Here is a 17,554-nt window from a genome sequence, read left to right as displayed (position 1 = left end):
TTCGCACTGCGAGGGAGCCTTACAGCCGCCAGTTAACGGGTCATAGTCCAACCCCTCGCACCCATCACCATATCGCTGAGCAGCGTTGCTCCACTTGCCATATCTCTCCAACTGACCGCTATAAGGGTTCCTATTAAGCCCGTAGGTCTCACACGTCCAAACAGTTTCCGAATTCTTAATTATTTCATGCTCAATCGCTGCATATGAGCCACCATGAACGGACGCGTAATACTGATGGTTAGCAGCACATGCAGCAGCAGCAGACGGATATTGTGTGGCGGAGGGTTCGGGAAATGCTACGCGCCAATAATACCTCTCGGCATAACTTGCAGTTGAAAACAAAAGAGACAGAGCAAGGATTATACATATACGCATATCAAACCCGCCCGAAAAAGATTGTCCAAAAACAAATCAGGACAATAACGAAGACTATAAAATTACCGTCCATGCCCTACCCCTCAAAAAAAAGCCCGATAACGAGTACCGGGCTTTATTGACGCCAGCCCGATTACAGGGCGCGACGGACGTACTTGTACGCGGCAATAGCCACGAGAATGCCGAAAACGATAGCGCAGACAGCCATAGCGTCAGTTTTTGCACCATCGAGCTCGGTGGTATCGACAGCGGCGAAGGCCGGAACAGCCAGAAGAGAAGTCGCAGCAACAGCAGCTTGACGACCGTACTTACGCACGACATTGAATGCTTTCATTTGTATTACTCCATTGCTAAGAAAGTGCCTTTTTGAGCACAAGAAAGCCAAAGACGATCATGAACAACTGAATTGCGTCGCCGCGCAGTTGCTCATATTCTTCGGCGCTTAACCAGGGCTGGTTAAGTTCGTTGAGCGAGACACTTTGCAAAGTTCCGGTGCACACGGGAGTGCCGCCGGAAGTTGACCAAGTGCCATCGCAGGTAATCGCGTTCAAAAGGTGGCCGCCAGAGCGAAGTCAGCGAACGCCCACACGTAGCCAGTGCAGAGGCCTATAGCGAACATCGAGAGGTAACGAAGCATGGCGGCGGTCTCCCCTTAGGCCGTTTTTGATTGCTGCTGTTGAGCTGCAGCAGGCTTTTCAGGAGCGGCCTTGCGGCGAGCCTGGCGGGGATCGACGTTGAAGACGAGACGACCGTCTTTTACTTCACCAGTCAACGGCGCGAGATATTCACCTTGCGGAAGAACCTCACGAACATCCTGGCAGTAGTAGGAGAACTTTTGCGGAAAATCGACACCAGGGAGAACAGCGAACGCCTCAGCCATAGTGTAAGGATTACCCTTGCCAGAAGTGCCGGAGCGGTAAGTGCAGCTTGCAGTTACGAGAACAGTAATTTCCATTGTGTAGCCTCTTGAGTTGCGGCGCTGGAACTTATGCCAGCTTAGTTAATGCCCAACCGGGCAGATTAATAACGCTCACCACAGTAGGGAGCGGACTTTGTGTTTTGAATGATTTTCCATTGGCGCTCTTTGTTAATTGAAACTTGAGCGTCAACAAGTTCAGCAGCCGTGCGAGATTCGACAGCCTTAGCCGTTTCCTCAATGACGCTGCCGTCTGTTTTCATCTGACGAATCTTTTCTTGCATCTTAGCCCTAGAAGAAACTGCGCCGCCAAAGTAAGTATCAAACATGCTTTTCATTAACCAACCCGCCGAGTTGAATGATGGACAAGACCCTTCTCAAAAAAGAACGAAGGAATTTTGGCGGGGGCGGCTTCAATAACGCGGATCATCGGAATAACGTTACTGTCGTCGCGACGATCACAGCGAATATTGATATCAATACCGAAACCCATGAGAACATCACGGTGACGGTAATATGTACCGTTGGGCATCATTTCCCGCAAGTCATGACCTTGTTTCCAAAGGGCATAAGTACCTCGCACCTTAGTAGGAAGCTCAAGGAGTTGCTCAGAATTGAGTTCAATTTGCTCTGACATATCAAGTTCCCCTATAAACTGGCGGTACAGAGCCCATAAAGCCGCCGGGGTAAGTGTTTTGGCCGTTTCAAAGCCAAGCGCTTTAAGCTTCTTGCTGCGTAAACGAAGCTCGACACGAAGCTTATTGTCGAGCCAGTCATAAATTTCAGTGAACTGATGCAGTTCCTCTGGAAGTCGGTGAGAGCCGCCCGCGTTAATTTCATCAGCTTTGCAATAACAAACGACAGACCAGTGCGACGAACCCTTACCGAAAGTAAGTGTGCCCCTGTTCGCAACAGGACGCCCATGGCGTGACTTACACTTGAATTCACCGGCGCGGAGCCAGGCGCGAACATCTGCGCGGCTTGGAAGTTCGAACATACGGTTATAGTCAACCCGAGTTATTCGATACTCCCCTACCCTCACCTTTCGAACTTCAAAATCATTCGGAGTCAAACCAAGAACAGCAACCAGGCGAGTAAAAGCATCGAAGACCAGGGCAAGCAGATCATCAGAGCCGACGAGGTTATGGCCCTGGAGCCACTTGGAAGGATTGCCATCGAGATACAGGTGGGTGGCATTACCCTTGCCGTCGCCGCCTATGCTGCGGACATGGATCGTTGATTCATGGGAACCGCGAACCAGCATTTTGCGAGGAGTAGACCAGGCCACAGAGCCGTCAGCCTCGACGCAAATAACCTCACCGCTCCGCAAGGGCGCGTGGTGAAGCTCAATGATGGCGGCTATCCAATCGATCATCCGGCTATCCGTTTCAGCGTAACGCGTTACAGGTTCAGGGAACTTATACGCTGTTACGCGTTACAGAGCAACACGTGACAAGATAACCACCACCAGAGGCACGACAGGAAATGAGCAACGTGACCAAGCCCTACCGCGTCAGAGACGAATTCGTCGACGTGATCAAAGAGCGCCGAATCAACATGATCGTGGAGACCCGCGAAGACGTGGCAGAGGCCGATTTAGTCAACGCTGTGCTTTGGAAGCACCTGAAAGACCTGACAACCAAGGACGTGCTGGAGTACCGCGAGAAGGTACTAGGGAAGGACTGAGGAATTCCCAAAATGGGAGAAAAGTCGGGTATCACCTATACCCGACTTTGCCGCCACCTCGGCGCAGCCCGAGAAGGCGCTAAAGCACCCTCCGGGGGCCCTTCGGGGACTCTCGGCGAGGCCAGGGATGCAGGGGGTAAAGCTCTCCCTGCACCCCAGGCGGAGAGTACGAGGGTCGAGGGGTGTTCAAGTGTGCGCTTCGCCCGTGCCTCCGTTCGCCGCGACGGTGAAGCTTGTCACGACGAGCCGGGGGCGCGGCACTTGACCAGTCAGCTAAATGCGTCGGTCTGGCCAGTCTTTTCGAGCAGCAAAGCGGCAGCAGAACGGGCCTGTTCAATCACTACCTTGAGACGACGAATCTCAAGGTTACGATCCTCGACTATACGGCGCAGGTCGCGGATTTCAGCGGCCATATCGGGAACGTCCTCAGCAGCAAACTTGTAAGCCTTGCTGGCCACGCGCTCGCCAGTATGCAGCTTGAGGCGGTCAACCATGTCTTGATCAGCGTCGAATTTTATAAGCATTTTGGTACCTTTCCGTTTAACCAGGTTAGATCCTCGATCGGGGAAATGGTACCAAATCAACGCAAGACCTCAAAAGATTTCGGTACCATTTTCGCCAGATCCTCGATGACCTGGACGAGCAAAACGGTACCGCTTCGCATAATACCGGGTGATGTTACGCCTTGCCCTGGCGGGCATGCCGTGGCCGGGGATAGTCCCACGGCACCGGCTCAACATAACCCGAAACCACATTATGCGAAGCCTAGGACGAAGACGCCTGTGGCGAGGATGATGATTCCAGCGACAACCAAGTGATCGAGTTCAAACATGGAAATGGCCTCACAGAGTCTTTCGGGGTTGACGGCTGCTATCGGGAATCACGGTCACTCTCACAGGCTCAACTGGTCGGGAATGATAGCCGGCCATCGCTGTGCCCGTGCCGGCTCCTGCGTCGCCCGTCCCGGTCCCTGCGACGGCCTGCAACTGATCCCGGTCGGGTTTCGCATGATCGAATGCACCGTTCTCCACGTACGCCATGCACGCCTCAAACGACACGTCGTAACGCGTGCCTTGCTGCGTGTTGCAGCGACACCCGTAGACCTTGCCGTCACGGTAGCCCATGACCATGCGCTTATGGTTCCTCGCGACCATCTCGGAGTTGCTGGAGTTGACGCACGAGAGCTTCGGATACGTGACAGGCCGCGTGAGTTCGTCATAGATCGGCGCAGAGCTGGGAACATCCGGCAGCCTGGGCACGCGCAGATCGACGTATTCCTCAACGGTCAGAGGCTGCAATGAACCATCGGCAACAGGTGCAGGTAGAGACGGAATGAACGAACCTGCGCCCTGCTCTGCTACAGGCGCCCCTGCGTCGTCAGGAGTGGCAATGCGGCTCTGATAAACACGGTAGCCCAGGACAGCGACAACCAGCAGCGCAGCGCCCAGGACGAACAGCGCCCGAGGCGGCTTGAACTTCATGTGATGCTCTGAACCTTCGGCAACGGACTGGTACACGCCGAAATACTTCTTATCGAGCAGAATGCGGGTGGCTTGGCCATCGGTGAAGTTGTTCCGCTTCTCAACCTCTGGATTGACCCGCTCAAACTCCCAGCGCTTGACGACCTTCCCCTTGTGGCCGCGGACGTAGTGGATATGCGAGTTGCAGAGCTTGCGGAAGTGACTGTCGAGCAGGCCGGGATTCTGCGTGATGCAGTGCAGCTCATGCCCACGATGACGCATCGTTTCCAGAGCACTGGCGTAGTCAGGAACGGCAGAACCAGCCTTGCGGACACGAAAAAAGGTCTGAGCTTCGTCGATGACGATCATGGCGTTCTGCGGCAGCAGGTGCCACTTCAACGGATCGTCGAACTCTTCCCAGGCGGCCTGGAGCACTTCCGCACCAGGGTTGAAACCGCGAATGTTGTGATAGTAGACCTGACGCCCTTCCTTGGCGGCTTTCAAGTCGACTTCCTTGATGGTGTTCAGTGTCTTGCCGTTGCCCTGGAGGCCTGTGCGAAGAACAAACATACATCACCTCACTTGACCGGACCGAGCTTGCTAATGCCGCCCGTTACTTTGTCCATACCAGCGATTACAGCGCGAGTAATAACAGCGGCAAACACGATATTCACGGCAATATCGAACTTGAGCAGGCCGAGAATCTGAACAACGTCAGACGGCAACCCGGAAAAGTTGTTTTGTACATATGTTTTCGCAGCATTAACCGAAACCTGAAAACCGGCAAACGTCAGCATGCCGATGCCCAGGGCGGTCAGAATGCGCCGAACCAACGGCCCGGCAATAGTTGATAGAAAGCTGAAAATAGCAACAAAAGGCATATCACTGACCTCCTAAACCGCGACCAACATAAACAGCGAAGAACAAGCCAGCCATAGCAACAATCACGTACGACAGCGAAGACGCGAAGTCACAGACAGGCTCCCAAGACAGCGAATAAGAACGACCAATTACAGAGAAAGAACGAGGCGAAGGACAACCGGAACTAAGCCAACGCGAGCCGTTAGCGCCCTCCGAGAATGAGTTGCCCAGGTTGATGGTCTCAGTATTAAGTTCGTACTCAGGAGAATTAACGGCCTGTTCAATTTGATCCTTGGCCTTGTCATAGTCCCAGGAACAAACTTGCTCTTTTTGTTTGCGCAGAATGGCGCATTGAATAACGTCGCCCGAACACTTGAGTTCGGCGTCGCACCCTTCGCCCTGGACGGATGGCTTGCCGTCGTCGTTACCCTTGCATTGATCAGGATCAGTTAGAGGGTCGCAGTCGCCACCGCCATTACCAGCGCATTGAGCCGGATCGGTAGCAGGATCACATTCACCATCGCCGTCGCCATCGCCATCGCCATCACCGTCACCGTCGCCATCGCCGTCACCATCGCCGTCGCCATCGCCGTCTCCATCATCAGGTGGGCAGACTTCGCCGGTGCTTGGGTCGCAGTCTTCCGGCGGCTTCGGCACGCAGGTAGTGCCCGACCAGACATGATCGTCGCCGCAATCTGGCGGCGGGTCGGTCGGGTCAGTTGGGTCGGTTGGATCGGTCGGCGGCGTGCCACCGGTAGGGTTATCGCCGGGCTCACATTCGGCGCCGGTATAACTGCCAACGCCCCAGCAAACGCCGGTTTCAGCACCTTCCGATACCGGGGCGCATTCAGACGTACCAAGAGCGATACGGCAGCCAGCCTCACAGCCATATTCGATAGGACCAAGGCCGTTAAGGTCGGGGCGCAGCATTGACCAAGTGGTGCTCTGGCCAGCCTTGGATTCGCACTGCGAGGGAGCCTTACAGCCGCCAGTTAACGGGTCATAGTCCAACCCCTCGCACCCATCACCATATCGCTGAGCAGCGTTGCTCCACTTGCCATATCTCTCCAACTGACCGCTATAAGGGTTCCTATTAAGCCCGTAGGTCTCACACGTCCAAACAGTTTCCGAATTCTTAATTATTTCATGCTCAATCGCTGCATATGAGCCACCATGAACGGACGCGTAATACTGATGGTTAGCAGCACATGCAGCAGCAGCAGACGGATATTGTGTGGCGGAGGGTTCGGGAAATGCTACGCGCCAATAATACCTCTCGGCATAACTTGCAGTTGAAAACAAAAGAGACAGAGCAAGGATTATACATATACGCATATCAAACCCGCCCGAAAAAGATTGTCCAAAAACAAATCAGGACAATAACGAAGACTATAAAATTACCGTCCATGCCCTACCCCTCAAAAAAAAGCCCGATAACGAGTACCGGGCTTTATTGACGCCAGCCCGATTACAGGGCGCGACGGACGTACTTGTACGCGGCAATAGCCACGAGAATGCCGAAAACGATAGCGCAGACAGCCATAGCGTCAGTTTTTGCACCATCGAGCTCGGTGGTATCGACAGCGGCGAAGGCCGGAACAGCCAGAAGAGAAGTCGCAGCAACAGCAGCTTGACGACCGTACTTACGCACGACATTGAATGCTTTCATTTGTATTACTCCATTGCTAAGAAAGTGCCTTTTTGAGCACAAGAAAGCCAAAGACGATCATGAACAACTGAATTGCGTCGCCGCGCAGTTGCTCATATTCTTCGGCGCTTAACCAGGGCTGGTTAAGTTCGTTGAGCGAGACACTTTGCAAAGTTCCGGTGCACACGGGAGTGCCGCCGGAAGTTGACCAAGTGCCATCGCAGGTAATCGCGTTCAAAAGGTGGCCGCCAGAGCGAAGTCAGCGAACGCCCACACGTAGCCAGTGCAGAGGCCTATAGCGAACATCGAGAGGTAACGAAGCATGGCGGCGGTCTCCCCTTAGGCCGTTTTTGATTGCTGCTGTTGAGCTGCAGCAGGCTTTTCAGGAGCGGCCTTGCGGCGAGCCTGGCGGGGATCGACGTTGAAGACGAGACGACCGTCTTTTACTTCACCAGTCAACGGCGCGAGATATTCACCTTGCGGAAGAACCTCACGAACATCCTGGCAGTAGTAGGAGAACTTTTGCGGAAAATCGACACCAGGGAGAACAGCGAACGCCTCAGCCATAGTGTAAGGATTACCCTTGCCAGAAGTGCCGGAGCGGTAAGTGCAGCTTGCAGTTACGAGAACAGTAATTTCCATTGTGTAGCCTCTTGAGTTGCGGCGCTGGAACTTATGCCAGCTTAGTTAATGCCCAACCGGGCAGATTAATAACGCTCACCACAGTAGGGAGCGGACTTTGTGTTTTGAATGATTTTCCATTGGCGCTCTTTGTTAATTGAAACTTGAGCGTCAACAAGTTCAGCAGCCGTGCGAGATTCGACAGCCTTAGCCGTTTCCTCAATGACGCTGCCGTCTGTTTTCATCTGACGAATCTTTTCTTGCATCTTAGCCCTAGAAGAAACTGCGCCGCCAAAGTAAGTATCAAACATGCTTTTCATTAACCAACCCGCCGAGTTGAATGATGGACAAGACCCTTCTCAAAAAAGAACGAAGGAATTTTGGCGGGGGCGGCTTCAATAACGCGGATCATCGGAATAACGTTACTGTCGTCGCGACGATCACAGCGAATATTGATATCAATACCGAAACCCATGAGAACATCACGGTGACGGTAATATGTACCGTTGGGCATCATTTCCCGCAAGTCATGACCTTGTTTCCAAAGGGCATAAGTACCTCGCACCTTAGTAGGAAGCTCAAGGAGTTGCTCAGAATTGAGTTCAATTTGCTCTGACATATCAAGTTCCCCTATAAACTGGCGGTACAGAGCCCATAAAGCCGCCGGGGTAAGTGTTTTGGCCGTTTCAAAGCCAAGCGCTTTAAGCTTCTTGCTGCGTAAACGAAGCTCGACACGAAGCTTATTGTCGAGCCAGTCATAAATTTCAGTGAACTGATGCAGTTCCTCTGGAAGTCGGTGAGAGCCGCCCGCGTTAATTTCATCAGCTTTGCAATAACAAACGACAGACCAGTGCGACGAACCCTTACCGAAAGTAAGTGTGCCCCTGTTCGCAACAGGACGCCCATGGCGTGACTTACACTTGAATTCACCGGCGCGGAGCCAGGCGCGAACATCTGCGCGGCTTGGAAGTTCGAACATACGGTTATAGTCAACCCGAGTTATTCGATACTCCCCTACCCTCACCTTTCGAACTTCAAAATCATTCGGAGTCAAACCAAGAACAGCAACCAGGCGAGTAAAAGCATCGAAGACCAGGGCAAGCAGATCATCAGAGCCGACGAGGTTATGGCCCTGGAGCCACTTGGAAGGATTGCCATCGAGATACAGGTGGGTGGCATTACCCTTGCCGTCGCCGCCTATGCTGCGGACATGGATCGTTGATTCATGGGAACCGCGAACCAGCATTTTGCGAGGAGTAGACCAGGCCACAGAGCCGTCAGCCTCGACGCAAATAACCTCACCGCTCCGCAAGGGCGCGTGGTGAAGCTCAATGATGGCGGCTATCCAATCGATCATCCGGCTATCCGTTTCAGCGTAACGCGTTACAGGTTCAGGGAACTTATACGCTGTTACGCGTTACAGAGCAACACGTGACAAGATAACCACCACCAGAGGCACGACAGGAAATGAGCAACGTGACCAAGCCCTACCGCGTCAGAGACGAATTCGTCGACGTGATCAAAGAGCGCCGAATCAACATGATCGTGGAGACCCGCGAAGACGTGGCAGAGGCCGATTTAGTCAACGCTGTGCTTTGGAAGCACCTGAAAGACCTGACAACCAAGGACGTGCTGGAGTACCGCGAGAAGGTACTAGGGAAGGACTGAGGAATTCCCAAAATGGGAGAAAAGTCGGGTATCACCTATACCCGACTTTGCCGCCACCTCGGCGCAGCCCGAGAAGGCGCTAAAGCACCCTCCGGGGGCCCTTCGGGGACTCTCGGCGAGGCCAGGGATGCAGGGGGTAAAGCTCTCCCTGCACCCCAGGCGGAGAGTACGAGGGTCGAGGGGTGTTCAAGTGTGCGCTTCGCCCGTGCCTCCGTTCGCCGCGACGGTGAAGCTTGTCACGACGAGCCGGGGGCGCGGCACTTGACCAGTCAGCTAAATGCGTCGGTCTGGCCAGTCTTTTCGAGCAGCAAAGCGGCAGCAGAACGGGCCTGTTCAATCACTACCTTGAGACGACGAATCTCAAGGTTACGATCCTCGACTATACGGCGCAGGTCGCGGATTTCAGCGGCCATATCGGGAACGTCCTCAGCAGCAAACTTGTAAGCCTTGCTGGCCACGCGCTCGCCAGTATGCAGCTTGAGGCGGTCAACCATGTCTTGATCAGCGTCGAATTTTATAAGCATTTTGGTACCTTTCCGTTTAACCAGGTTAGATCCTCGATCGGGGAAATGGTACCAAATCAACGCAAGACCTCAAAAGATTTCGGTACCATTTTCGCCAGATCCTCGATGACCTGGACGAGCAAAACGGTACCGCTTCGCATAATACCGGGTGATGTTACGCCTTGCCCTGGCGGGCATGCCGTGGCCGGGGATAGTCCCACGGCACCGGCTCAACATAACCCGAAACCACATTATGCGAACTAAGGTGTTGGGGGATGCCAGCCAGTCTTCACGCTTTTCGATCTCGGATTCTCGGCGAACCGATATTCAGATGCGTGAGCGCTGAGTCGGGAACCCGAACCTAATCTTCTTCCTGGAGTTCTAAGCACTACCACGCCACCAAGAGATATTCATGGATCTGGTCGTTGCCCGTCCCGAAGGTCTTTACTGTCCGCCCGGTGATTTTTATATCGATCCGTGGCGCCCCGTCGAACGTTCGATCATCACCCATGCCCACGGCGATCATGCTCGCCGTGGTAACGGTCATTATCTCGCGGCAGCTCCAGGCGAAGGCATTCTGCGTTCGCGCCTGGGCGACGATATTCGTCTGCAGACCCTGGCCTACGGCGAGCGTCTCGAGCACCACGGCGTAACCCTGAGTTTTCATCCCGCCGGACACGTACTGGGTTCGGCCCAGGTGCGCCTGGAATACCAGGGCGAAATCTGGGTCGCCTCTGGGGACTACAAGGTCGAACCGGATGGCACCTGCGCGCCCTTCGAGCCGGTGCGTTGCCATACCTTTATCAGCGAATCCACCTTCGGTCTACCGATCTATCGCTGGCCATCCCAGGCCGAGATCTTCGCCGGCATCGACGCCTGGTGGCGCGCCAATGCCGCAGCTGGCAAGGCCAGCGTGCTGTTCGCCTATGCCTTCGGCAAGGCCCAGCGCATTCTCCACGGTATCGATGCCAGTATCGGACCGATCTTCGTGCACGGCGCCGTAGAACCGCTTAACGAGGTCTATCGCGCTGCCGGCGTATTCCTGCCGCCCACCCGGTACGCCGGTGACATCGCCAGAAATGACCCGCTATTGCGCCGGGCACTGATCCTCGCGCCGCCCTCGGCCGGCGGCAGTACCTGGATGCGCCGTTTCGGCGACTACAGCGACGCCTTCGCCAGCGGCTGGATGCTGTTGCGCGGCACACGCCGGCGGCGCGGCGTGGACCGCGGCTTCGCCCTCTCCGACCACGCCGACTGGCCCGGCCTGCTGTGGGCCATCGAACAGACCTGCGCCGAACGGGTGATGGTCACCCACGGCCAGGTCAACGTGCTGGTGCGTTACCTGCGTGAACGAGGCCTCGACGCCCGTGCGTTTCAGACTGAATACGGCGATGAAGACGACGTGGAGCCGACTTCATGAAAGCCTTCGCCGAACTCTACGCACGACTGGACGCCACCACCTCGAGCAATGCCAAGCTGCAGGCCATGCAGGAGTATTTCGCCGAAGCGCCGCCAGCCGATGCGGCCTGGGCGGTGTACTTCCTGGCTGGCGGCCGGCCACGTCAGATCGTGCCGACACGGGTGCTGCGCGAGCTGGCCACGGAGCTTTCCGGCCTTTCCGACTGGCTGTTCGAGGAGAGTTACCAGGCTGTTGGCGATCTGGCGGAAACCATTGCCCTGCTCTTGCCCGAGTCACAACACCTGTCCGACCAAGGCCTGGCCTGGTGGCTGGAAGAACAACTGCTGCCCCTGCGCGGCCTGCCTCCCGCCGAGCTGGCCGAGCGTCTGCCGCCACTGTGGGCGCAGCTGGATCGACAAAGCCTGATGGTCAGCCTCAAGCTGCTGACCGGCGCCTTTCGCGTCGGCGTCTCCAAGCTGCTGGTGACTCGTGCCCTGGCAGGCCTGGCGCAGATCGACGCCAAGCGCGTGGCGCAACGGCTGGTGGGTTACACCGACCTGTCGCACCGGCCCACCGCGCAGCGCTATCTGGCACTGATCGCTGCCGAATCGGAGGACGAGCACGCCCAGCGCGGTGGCCAACCCTACCCCTTCTTTCTCGCCCATCCGCTACAGCAGCCGCTGGAACAGTTTGACGCTCAGCTGGGGCCGGCCAGCGACTGGCTGGTGGAATGGAAGTGGGACGGCATCCGTGCGCAGCTGGTCAAGCGCGACGGGCGCCTGTGGCTGTGGTCCCGCGGCGAAGAACTCATCACCGATCGCTTCCCGGAGCTGCACGAACTGGCCGAGGTGCTGCCGGACGGCAGCGTGCTCGATGGTGAGCTGGTGGCCTGGAAGGAGCCCGCCACAGGCAGTGGCGCCGTGTGAAGACTGGCGTTCGCGCCCCCAGGACGAGCGCCGGGCACGGCTGGAGCTGCTGGTGGCGGAGGTCGGCGACGCCCGTTTGCAACTTTCGCCGCAACTCACCGGTAGCGACTGGCAGGACTTCGCCCACCAGCGCGAAGCCTCTCGCCAGCTGGGCGTGGAAGGCCTGATGCTCAAGCGTCGCGACTCCCTGTACGGCGTCGGCCGCACCCGTGACCTGGGCCTGTGGTGGAAATGGAAAGTCGACCCGTTCAGCGTCGATGCGGTGCTGATCTATGCCCAGCGCGGCCACGGTCGCCGGGCCAGTCTGTACAGCGACTATACCTTCGCCGTGTGGGACGATTCCGCCGCCGGCGAGCGCGTACTGGTGCCCTTCGCCAAGGCGTACTCCGGGCTCACCGATGACGAGATGCGCAAGGTCGATGCGATCATCCGCAAGACCACCGTGGAGAAGTTCGGCCCGGTGCGCAGCGTTACCCCGACCCTGGTGTTCGAGCTGGGCTTCGAGGGCATCGCCCTGTCCAAGCGGCACAAGAGCGGTGTCGCCGTGCGTTTCCCCCGCATGCTGCGCTGGCGTACCGACAAAAAGGTGGAAGACGCCGACACTCTGGCCACGCTGCAGGGCCTGCTCTGATGGATCAACCCGTTCGCCGTCGCAGTCTGTCCAGTGCCTGGTTCGCCCGGCACGGCTGGAAGCCCTTCGCCTTTCAGAAGGAAGTCTGGCAGGCGGTCAAGGCTGGCGAGTCGGGCCTGTTACACGCATCTACCGGCGCCGGCAAAACCTACGCCGTATGGTTCGCGGCCCTGGACCGCTTCGCCACGCCCTCTCCTGCTGTCAGCGCCAGTCCTCGCCCCCGCAAGAAACCGCTGATGGCGCCACTGACGGTGCTGTGGATCACCCCGATGCGCGCCCTTGCCGCCGACACCGCCCGCGCCCTGCAGGCGCCGCTGGATGACCTGCAAATTCCCTGGAACATTGGCCTGCGCACCGGCGACACCGGCTCTGCCGAACGTGCTCGGCAAAGCCGCAAACTGCCAACCACGCTGATCACCACGCCGGAAAGCCTGTCCCTGCTGCTGACCCGTGCCGATGCGCGCGAGGCCTTCGCTCACCTGCGTATGGTGGTAATCGATGAATGGCACGAGCTGCTCGGCAACAAGCGCGGCGTGCAGCTGCAACTGGCCCTGGCGCGCCTGCGCCTGTGGCATCCGGAGCTGCTGGTATGGGCGCTGTCCGCCACCCTCGGCAACCTCGAACATGCCCGCGAGGTGCTGATGCAAGCCGGGCGCCTGGTCCAGGGCAAGCTGGCCAAAGACCTGCGCATCGACAGCCTGCTGCCACCCGGACTGGAGCGCTTCCCCTGGGCCGGACATCTGGGGCTGCGCATGCTGCCGCAGGTGGTCGAGGAACTGGACGCCAGCAGCACCGCCCTGGTGTTCACTAACACCCGCTCGCAGGCTGAAACCTGGTATCAGGCGTTGCTTGAAGCCCGCCCGGACTGGGCCGGTCTGCTCGCCCTGCACCACGGCTCGCTGTCGCGCGAGGTGCGCGACTGGGTCGAACTGGCGCTCAAGGAAGGCCGTTTGAAAGCCGTGGTCTGCACCTCCAGCCTGGACTTGGGCGTGGACTTTCTGCCGGTGGAGCGGGTGCTGCAGATCGGCTCGCCCAAGGGCGTGGCTCGTCTGATGCAGCGCGCCGGGCGCTCCGGCCACGCCCCGGGGCGTCCGTCCCGCGCCACGCTGGTGCCCACCCACAGCCTGGAAGTGCTGGAAGCTGCCGCCGCTAAAACCGCCGTGGCCGAGCGCAAGGTGGAAGCGCGGCAATCGCCGGACAAGCCGCTCGACGTCCTGGTCCAGCATCTGGTGAGCATGGCCCTGGGCGGCGGTTTTCTGGCCGATGCCATGCTGGCCGAAGTCCGTAGCGCCTGGGCCTATCGCAGCCTTAGCGACGATGAATGGCAATGGGCATTGGCCTTCATCCGCCACGGCGGCCATTCGCTGACCGCCTACCCCGACTACCGCCGCGCCGAGCCGGATGCCGACGGTCTGTGGCAGGTGCCGGATGTGCGTCTGGCGCGGCGTCATCGCATGAGCATCGGCACCATCGTCAGCGACGCCAGCCTGGCGGTGAAATACTGGAGCAAAGGCGGCGGTGGAGGCTCGCTGGGCAGCGTCGAGGAAGGTTTCATCGCCCGTCTGCGCCCCGGCGACACCTTCCTTTTCGCCGGCCGCACGCTGGAGCTGGTGCGGGTGGAAAACATGACCGTCTACGTGCGCCGCGCCACCAGCCGCAAGGCTGCGATCCCGCGCTGGAACGGCGGGCGCATGCCGCTCTCCAGCGAACTGGCGGACGCCGTGCTGGCCAAGCTCGATGCTGCAGCCAGGGAAGAATACGTCGGCCCCGAGATGCAGCTGCTGCGTCCATTGCTCGACGTGCAGCAGGCCTGGTCCGCCCTGCCCGGCGCGACCACCCTGCTGGCAGAAGTGCTCAAGTCCCGCGAAGGCTGGCACCTGTTCCTCTACCCCTTCGCCGGGCGCTCGGTGCATCTGGGACTGGCCAGTCTGCTGGCCTGGCGCCTGGCCCGAGAACAGCCACTGAGCCTGTCCATCGCGGTCAACGATTACGGCCTGGAGCTGCTCTGCCCCAGTGAAGTGAATTTCGCCGCGCGGCTCACGCCCGAGCTGTTCAGCACGGACGATCTTTTGCCCGACGTACTTGCCAGCCTCAACGCCGGTGAACTGGCGCGCCGGCGCTTTCGCGAGATTGCCCGCATCGCCGGCCTGGTGTTCAGCGGCTACCCCGGTGCGCCAAAGAGTGCCCGCCAGTTTCAGGCCTCCAGCGCGCTGTTCTTCGACGTGTTCAGCCAATACGACCCCGGTAATCTGCTGCTCGGCCAGGCCCAGGAAGAAGTGTTGCGCCAGGAGCTGGACGTGCAGCGCCTGCAGCACACCCTGCAGCGCCTGCAATCGCGCCGCCTGGATATCCGCACGGTCAAGCGCGCTACGCCTTTCGCCTTCCCGCTGCTGGTGGAGCGCTATCGCGAAAGCCTGAGTTCGGAGAAGCTCGCCGACCGTATCCGGCGCATGGTGGCCGATTTGGAGCAGGCCGCTGGGCCAGGCGGTTATCAGGACCCGGCATTCGCCATCGACGACGAGCGCCCGGCGCCGCGCAAAGGCCGCTCTCCGCGTCAGGGCAAGGACGGCCTGCCCCGGCCACCGGCGCAGCGCCCGAAAAAACGCCGCTGATAGAGATCCAATGACCGAACCCCCTACCAATTATCACAGCGTGCAACTGGCCGGTGCCGAACTCTGGCTGCTGGCGGACAAGGCAATCTGGTGGCCGCAGCAGCAGGCGCTGCTGGTCGCCGACATACACATCGGTAAGGCTGCGGCCTATCGCGCCCTAGGCCAGCCGGTTCCACAAGGCACCACTGCCGCCAACCTGCAGCGTCTGGACGCCCTGTTGCAGCGTTTCGATTGTCACCAGCTGATCTTTCTCGGTGATTTTCTCCATGCCCCCGGCTCCCGCACGCCGGCTACCCTGTCGGCGTTGGCTGAGTGGCGCGCGCGCCACGCCGAACTGGCCATGACCCTGGTGCGCGGCAACCACGACAAACGTGCGGGCGACCCTCCTGAAGACTTGCGCATCGCGGTAGTGGAAGAACCGCTGCTGCTCGGCCCCTTCGCCCTGCAGCATGAGCCTCGCGCGCATACCACGCACCACGTGCTGGCCGGCCACGTACACCCGGCCTACACGCTGCATGGCCGGGGCCGACAACGCCTGCGCCTGCCCTGCTTCGTGCTGGGCGATGAGGTCAGCCTGCTGCCGGCATTCGGCAGCTTCACCGGCACAATGACCTTTCGTGCAGAACCCGATCAGCGCATCGTGGTGGTTGGCGACGGCGGGATCTGGCCCGTCCGCCGCAGCGAGCCATGAGGCTTACAGGCGCTGCAAGGTCGCAGCATCCTGCTCACCGTCGTAGAACGCCTGCAGCACCTCAGCGAACAGCGGCTGCGTCGGCGCAGCGGCCTGGAACAAGGTCATGCTCGAACGCAGCTTGAGGTCATCCGGCGAGCCCATGATCTGCCGCACCGGGCGCCCGCGATGGGACAACAGCGCTCGCACGCAATCCTCCAGGCGCGAACCGAGCAACGGGTACGCCAGGTAGGCCCGCGCCTCGGCCAGCCCGCTTATGCCGTAACGCTCGGCCATTTCACTACGACCCAGGCCACGCAGCTGCGGAAACACGTACCAGATCCAGTGGCTGCGCTTGGCCCCGGCACACAGCTCTTCGAGGGCCTGTTGATAATCGCGCTGCTGCGCCTCGACGAAACGCGCCAGATCGAACGGATCGTTCATGGTCCTGACCGTTCATGCCCCATGGGTGTGGTATCGGGCAGCGTACCCTGCGTGGCGAAGTCCGGGCTGTGCACCTCGGAATCCAGCGGCATGTGCGCGTACCGGGCCTTCTCGGCACCTGGCCCGAGTGGGTCGGCCAGCCGCGCGCGCTTGAACTCGTGATGCTCGCCAAGGCCGCGAGCCAGCAAGCACCCACCCAGGGCGGCGCCCGCCAGGCCCAGCAATCCGCCGCGTCGTAAACCGGCGCCTATCAACGCCAGACCACTACCAAGCGACGCGTAGCGCTGCCAGTCGTGGAGGTTGTTGTCGGTGTGTTCTTTCATGGCAACTCTTCCTGAAGGTGACCTATCAGCTGACAGGTGCGCTTCTGCGATGTTCTGTCATATTGGATGACCGCTTATCGCATCGCGCTGGAGCATGGGCGGCGACGAACTGCCCTGCTCAGCCCCTTGACCGATACGATGGCCGGCTCAATACTGTATCTATATACAGTATTTTGGTCGTTACCCATGTCATCCGTGGTAGCACTCGACCGGCTGATCGACGCCCGCCGCGTATGGCGAGGTCAGGCCGTTTCATCGCCAGCGAGTGCCAATTTCTCAACCGGACACCGTTTTCTCGACGCCGCACTGCCCGGTGGCGGCTGGCCCACGGCTGCGCTCAGCGAAATTCTCACCGCCGTGCCGGGCATCGGCGAGCTGAGTCTGTTGTGGCCGACCCTTGCCAGGCTGACGACCGCCAGCGAGCGGGTCGTGCTGATCGCCCCGCCTCACCTGCCCTACCCTCAGGCCTGGATTCAGGCCGGCGTCGATCTGCGGCAACTGAGCATCATCCAGGCCGATGGCCGCGACGCTTTGTGGGCGGCTGAACAATGCCTGCGCTCGGGCAGCTGTGGCGCGGTGCTGAGCTGGTTGCGCCAGGCCGATGACCGAGCCTTGAGGCGCCTGCAGGTGGCCGCCGCGACCGGGCAGACCCTGGCATTTGCCTACCGGCCGCAGGCAGAGGCTGCCAACCCGTCACCGGCGGCGCTGCGCCTGGTGCTCGAAAGCCAGCCGGCACAAGTTCGGGTGATCAAGTGCCGCGGTGGTTTGCCGCCTGCCCGGCCGCTCGTCTTTGCCTGGCATTGAGCCTGCC

23 protein-coding genes and 1 pseudogene are annotated in these 17,554 nt (G+C 59.1%); 7 read left to right on the top strand and 17 right to left on the bottom strand.

Annotated features, from left to right (window positions below):
• Positions 1-508 precede the first annotated feature (508 nt).
• The 5 genes from OEG79_RS10565 to OEG79_RS10545 all read right to left on the bottom strand — a co-directional run bounded on the left by OEG79_RS10565 (position 509) and on the right by OEG79_RS10545 (position 2,666).
• A complete protein-coding gene (locus tag OEG79_RS10565) occupies positions 509-709 on the bottom strand; it encodes a major capsid protein (protein WP_264144996.1) in 201 nt (66 codons plus the stop codon).
• Positions 710-725: 16 nt separating this feature from the next.
• Complete coding sequence (locus tag OEG79_RS10560; protein ID WP_264144995.1) at positions 726-926, bottom strand: hypothetical protein; 201 nt, start codon at positions 924-926, stop codon at positions 726-728.
• A 101-nt stretch (positions 927-1,027) separates the two neighbouring features.
• On the bottom strand, positions 1,028-1,330 hold the full coding sequence (locus OEG79_RS10555; protein ID WP_264144994.1) for a hypothetical protein: 303 nt from the start codon (positions 1,328-1,330) through the stop codon (positions 1,028-1,030).
• Positions 1,331-1,395: 65 nt separating this feature from the next.
• The gene (locus OEG79_RS10550; protein WP_264144993.1) at positions 1,396-1,620 is read right to left on the bottom strand and encodes a hypothetical protein; all 225 of its coding nucleotides are present in this window, start codon (positions 1,618-1,620) and stop codon (positions 1,396-1,398) included.
• Positions 1,621-1,628: 8 nt separating this feature from the next.
• Positions 1,629-2,666, bottom strand: a complete 1,038-nt coding sequence (locus OEG79_RS10545) for a phage/plasmid replication protein, II/X family (protein WP_264144992.1) — start codon at positions 2,664-2,666, stop codon at positions 1,629-1,631.
• 110 nt (positions 2,667-2,776) lie between these two features.
• Between OEG79_RS10545 and OEG79_RS10540 the strand changes: the two genes are divergently transcribed.
• Positions 2,777-2,977: a hypothetical protein gene (locus OEG79_RS10540; RefSeq protein ID WP_264144991.1), complete on the top strand. Its 201-nt coding sequence runs from the start codon at positions 2,777-2,779 to the stop codon at positions 2,975-2,977.
• Positions 2,978-3,246: 269 nt separating this feature from the next.
• Here the strand turns inward: OEG79_RS10540 and OEG79_RS10535 are convergent, their stop codons facing one another.
• From OEG79_RS10535 to OEG79_RS10495, 9 genes are all read right to left on the bottom strand, one after another.
• Entirely contained in the window at positions 3,247-3,501 is a 255-nt protein-coding gene (locus OEG79_RS10535) for a hypothetical protein (protein ID WP_264145000.1), read from the bottom strand.
• Between the two features lie 318 nt (positions 3,502-3,819).
• Positions 3,820-5,007 carry a zonular occludens toxin domain-containing protein gene (locus tag OEG79_RS10530; RefSeq protein ID WP_264144999.1) on the bottom strand — a complete coding sequence of 396 codons (1,188 nt, stop codon included), beginning with the start codon at positions 5,005-5,007 and terminating at the stop codon, positions 3,820-3,822.
• Positions 5,008-5,015: 8 nt separating this feature from the next.
• On the bottom strand, positions 5,016-5,318 hold the full coding sequence (locus OEG79_RS10525; RefSeq protein ID WP_264144998.1) for a DUF2523 domain-containing protein: 303 nt from the start codon (positions 5,316-5,318) through the stop codon (positions 5,016-5,018).
• A gap of 1 nt (position 5,319) precedes the next feature.
• Positions 5,320-6,228 (bottom strand): virulence factor TspB C-terminal domain-related protein, encoded by a 909-nt coding sequence (locus tag OEG79_RS10520; protein WP_264144997.1) that lies wholly within the window; start codon positions 6,226-6,228, stop codon positions 5,320-5,322.
• 538 nt (positions 6,229-6,766) lie between these two features.
• Positions 6,767-6,967, bottom strand: a complete 201-nt coding sequence (locus OEG79_RS10515) for a major capsid protein (protein WP_264144996.1) — start codon at positions 6,965-6,967, stop codon at positions 6,767-6,769.
• Between the two features lie 16 nt (positions 6,968-6,983).
• Positions 6,984-7,184, bottom strand: a complete 201-nt coding sequence (locus tag OEG79_RS10510) for a hypothetical protein (protein ID WP_264144995.1) — start codon at positions 7,182-7,184, stop codon at positions 6,984-6,986.
• A gap of 101 nt (positions 7,185-7,285) precedes the next feature.
• Entirely contained in the window at positions 7,286-7,588 is a 303-nt protein-coding gene (locus tag OEG79_RS10505) for a hypothetical protein (protein ID WP_264144994.1), read from the bottom strand.
• A 65-nt stretch (positions 7,589-7,653) separates the two neighbouring features.
• A complete protein-coding gene (locus tag OEG79_RS10500) occupies positions 7,654-7,878 on the bottom strand; it encodes a hypothetical protein (protein WP_264144993.1) in 225 nt (74 codons plus the stop codon).
• An 8-nt stretch (positions 7,879-7,886) separates the two neighbouring features.
• Positions 7,887-8,924: a phage/plasmid replication protein, II/X family gene (locus tag OEG79_RS10495; RefSeq protein WP_264144992.1), complete on the bottom strand. Its 1,038-nt coding sequence runs from the start codon at positions 8,922-8,924 to the stop codon at positions 7,887-7,889.
• A gap of 110 nt (positions 8,925-9,034) precedes the next feature.
• Between OEG79_RS10495 and OEG79_RS10490 the strand changes: the two genes are divergently transcribed.
• Entirely contained in the window at positions 9,035-9,235 is a 201-nt protein-coding gene (locus OEG79_RS10490) for a hypothetical protein (RefSeq protein ID WP_264144991.1), read from the top strand.
• Positions 9,236-9,504: 269 nt separating this feature from the next.
• On the opposite strand, the gene OEG79_RS10485 is transcribed toward OEG79_RS10490, so the two are convergent.
• Positions 9,505-9,759: a hypothetical protein gene (locus OEG79_RS10485; protein ID WP_264145000.1), complete on the bottom strand. Its 255-nt coding sequence runs from the start codon at positions 9,757-9,759 to the stop codon at positions 9,505-9,507.
• Between the two features lie 391 nt (positions 9,760-10,150).
• On the opposite strand from OEG79_RS10485, the gene OEG79_RS10480 reads away from it, so the two are divergent.
• From OEG79_RS10480 to pdeM, 4 genes and pseudogenes are all read left to right on the top strand, one after another.
• Entirely contained in the window at positions 10,151-11,158 is a 1,008-nt protein-coding gene (locus OEG79_RS10480; RefSeq protein WP_264148655.1) for a ligase-associated DNA damage response exonuclease, read from the top strand.
• Positions 11,155-12,694, top strand: a pseudogene (locus tag OEG79_RS10475) (ATP-dependent DNA ligase). The gene OEG79_RS10480 and the pseudogene OEG79_RS10475 overlap by 4 nt, the downstream one beginning before the upstream one ends.
• Positions 12,694-15,306, top strand: a complete 2,613-nt coding sequence (locus OEG79_RS10470; RefSeq protein WP_264148654.1) for a ligase-associated DNA damage response DEXH box helicase — start codon at positions 12,694-12,696, stop codon at positions 15,304-15,306. Before OEG79_RS10475 ends, OEG79_RS10470 begins: the two are co-directional and overlap by 1 nt.
• Before the next feature lie 10 nt (positions 15,307-15,316).
• Positions 15,317-15,997 (top strand): ligase-associated DNA damage response endonuclease PdeM, encoded by a 681-nt coding sequence (gene pdeM / locus OEG79_RS10465; protein WP_264148653.1) that lies wholly within the window; start codon positions 15,317-15,319, stop codon positions 15,995-15,997.
• Positions 15,998-16,000: 3 nt separating this feature from the next.
• Here the strand turns inward: pdeM and OEG79_RS10460 are convergent, their stop codons facing one another.
• Together OEG79_RS10460 and OEG79_RS10455 are read right to left on the bottom strand one after the other, a co-directional pair.
• Complete coding sequence (locus OEG79_RS10460; protein ID WP_264148652.1) at positions 16,001-16,420, bottom strand: DUF1810 domain-containing protein; 420 nt, start codon at positions 16,418-16,420, stop codon at positions 16,001-16,003.
• Entirely contained in the window at positions 16,417-16,743 is a 327-nt protein-coding gene (locus OEG79_RS10455; protein ID WP_264148651.1) for a hypothetical protein, read from the bottom strand. Before OEG79_RS10455 ends, OEG79_RS10460 begins: the two co-directional genes overlap by 4 nt.
• A gap of 186 nt (positions 16,744-16,929) precedes the next feature.
• Here OEG79_RS10455 and imuA point away from each other — a divergent pair, with 186 nt between their 5' ends.
• Complete coding sequence (imuA, locus tag OEG79_RS10450) at positions 16,930-17,547, top strand: translesion DNA synthesis-associated protein ImuA (protein WP_264148650.1); 618 nt, start codon at positions 16,930-16,932, stop codon at positions 17,545-17,547.
• The last annotated feature ends 7 nt before the right edge of the window (positions 17,548-17,554 follow it).

The sequence above is a fragment of the Pseudomonas sp. Z8(2022) genome (assembly GCF_025837155.1).
Lineage (GTDB): Bacteria > Pseudomonadota > Gammaproteobacteria > Pseudomonadales > Pseudomonadaceae > Aquipseudomonas.
The sequence above is the reverse complement of the archived record's forward strand: the minus strand, read 5'-3'. Positions and strand labels throughout refer to the sequence as shown.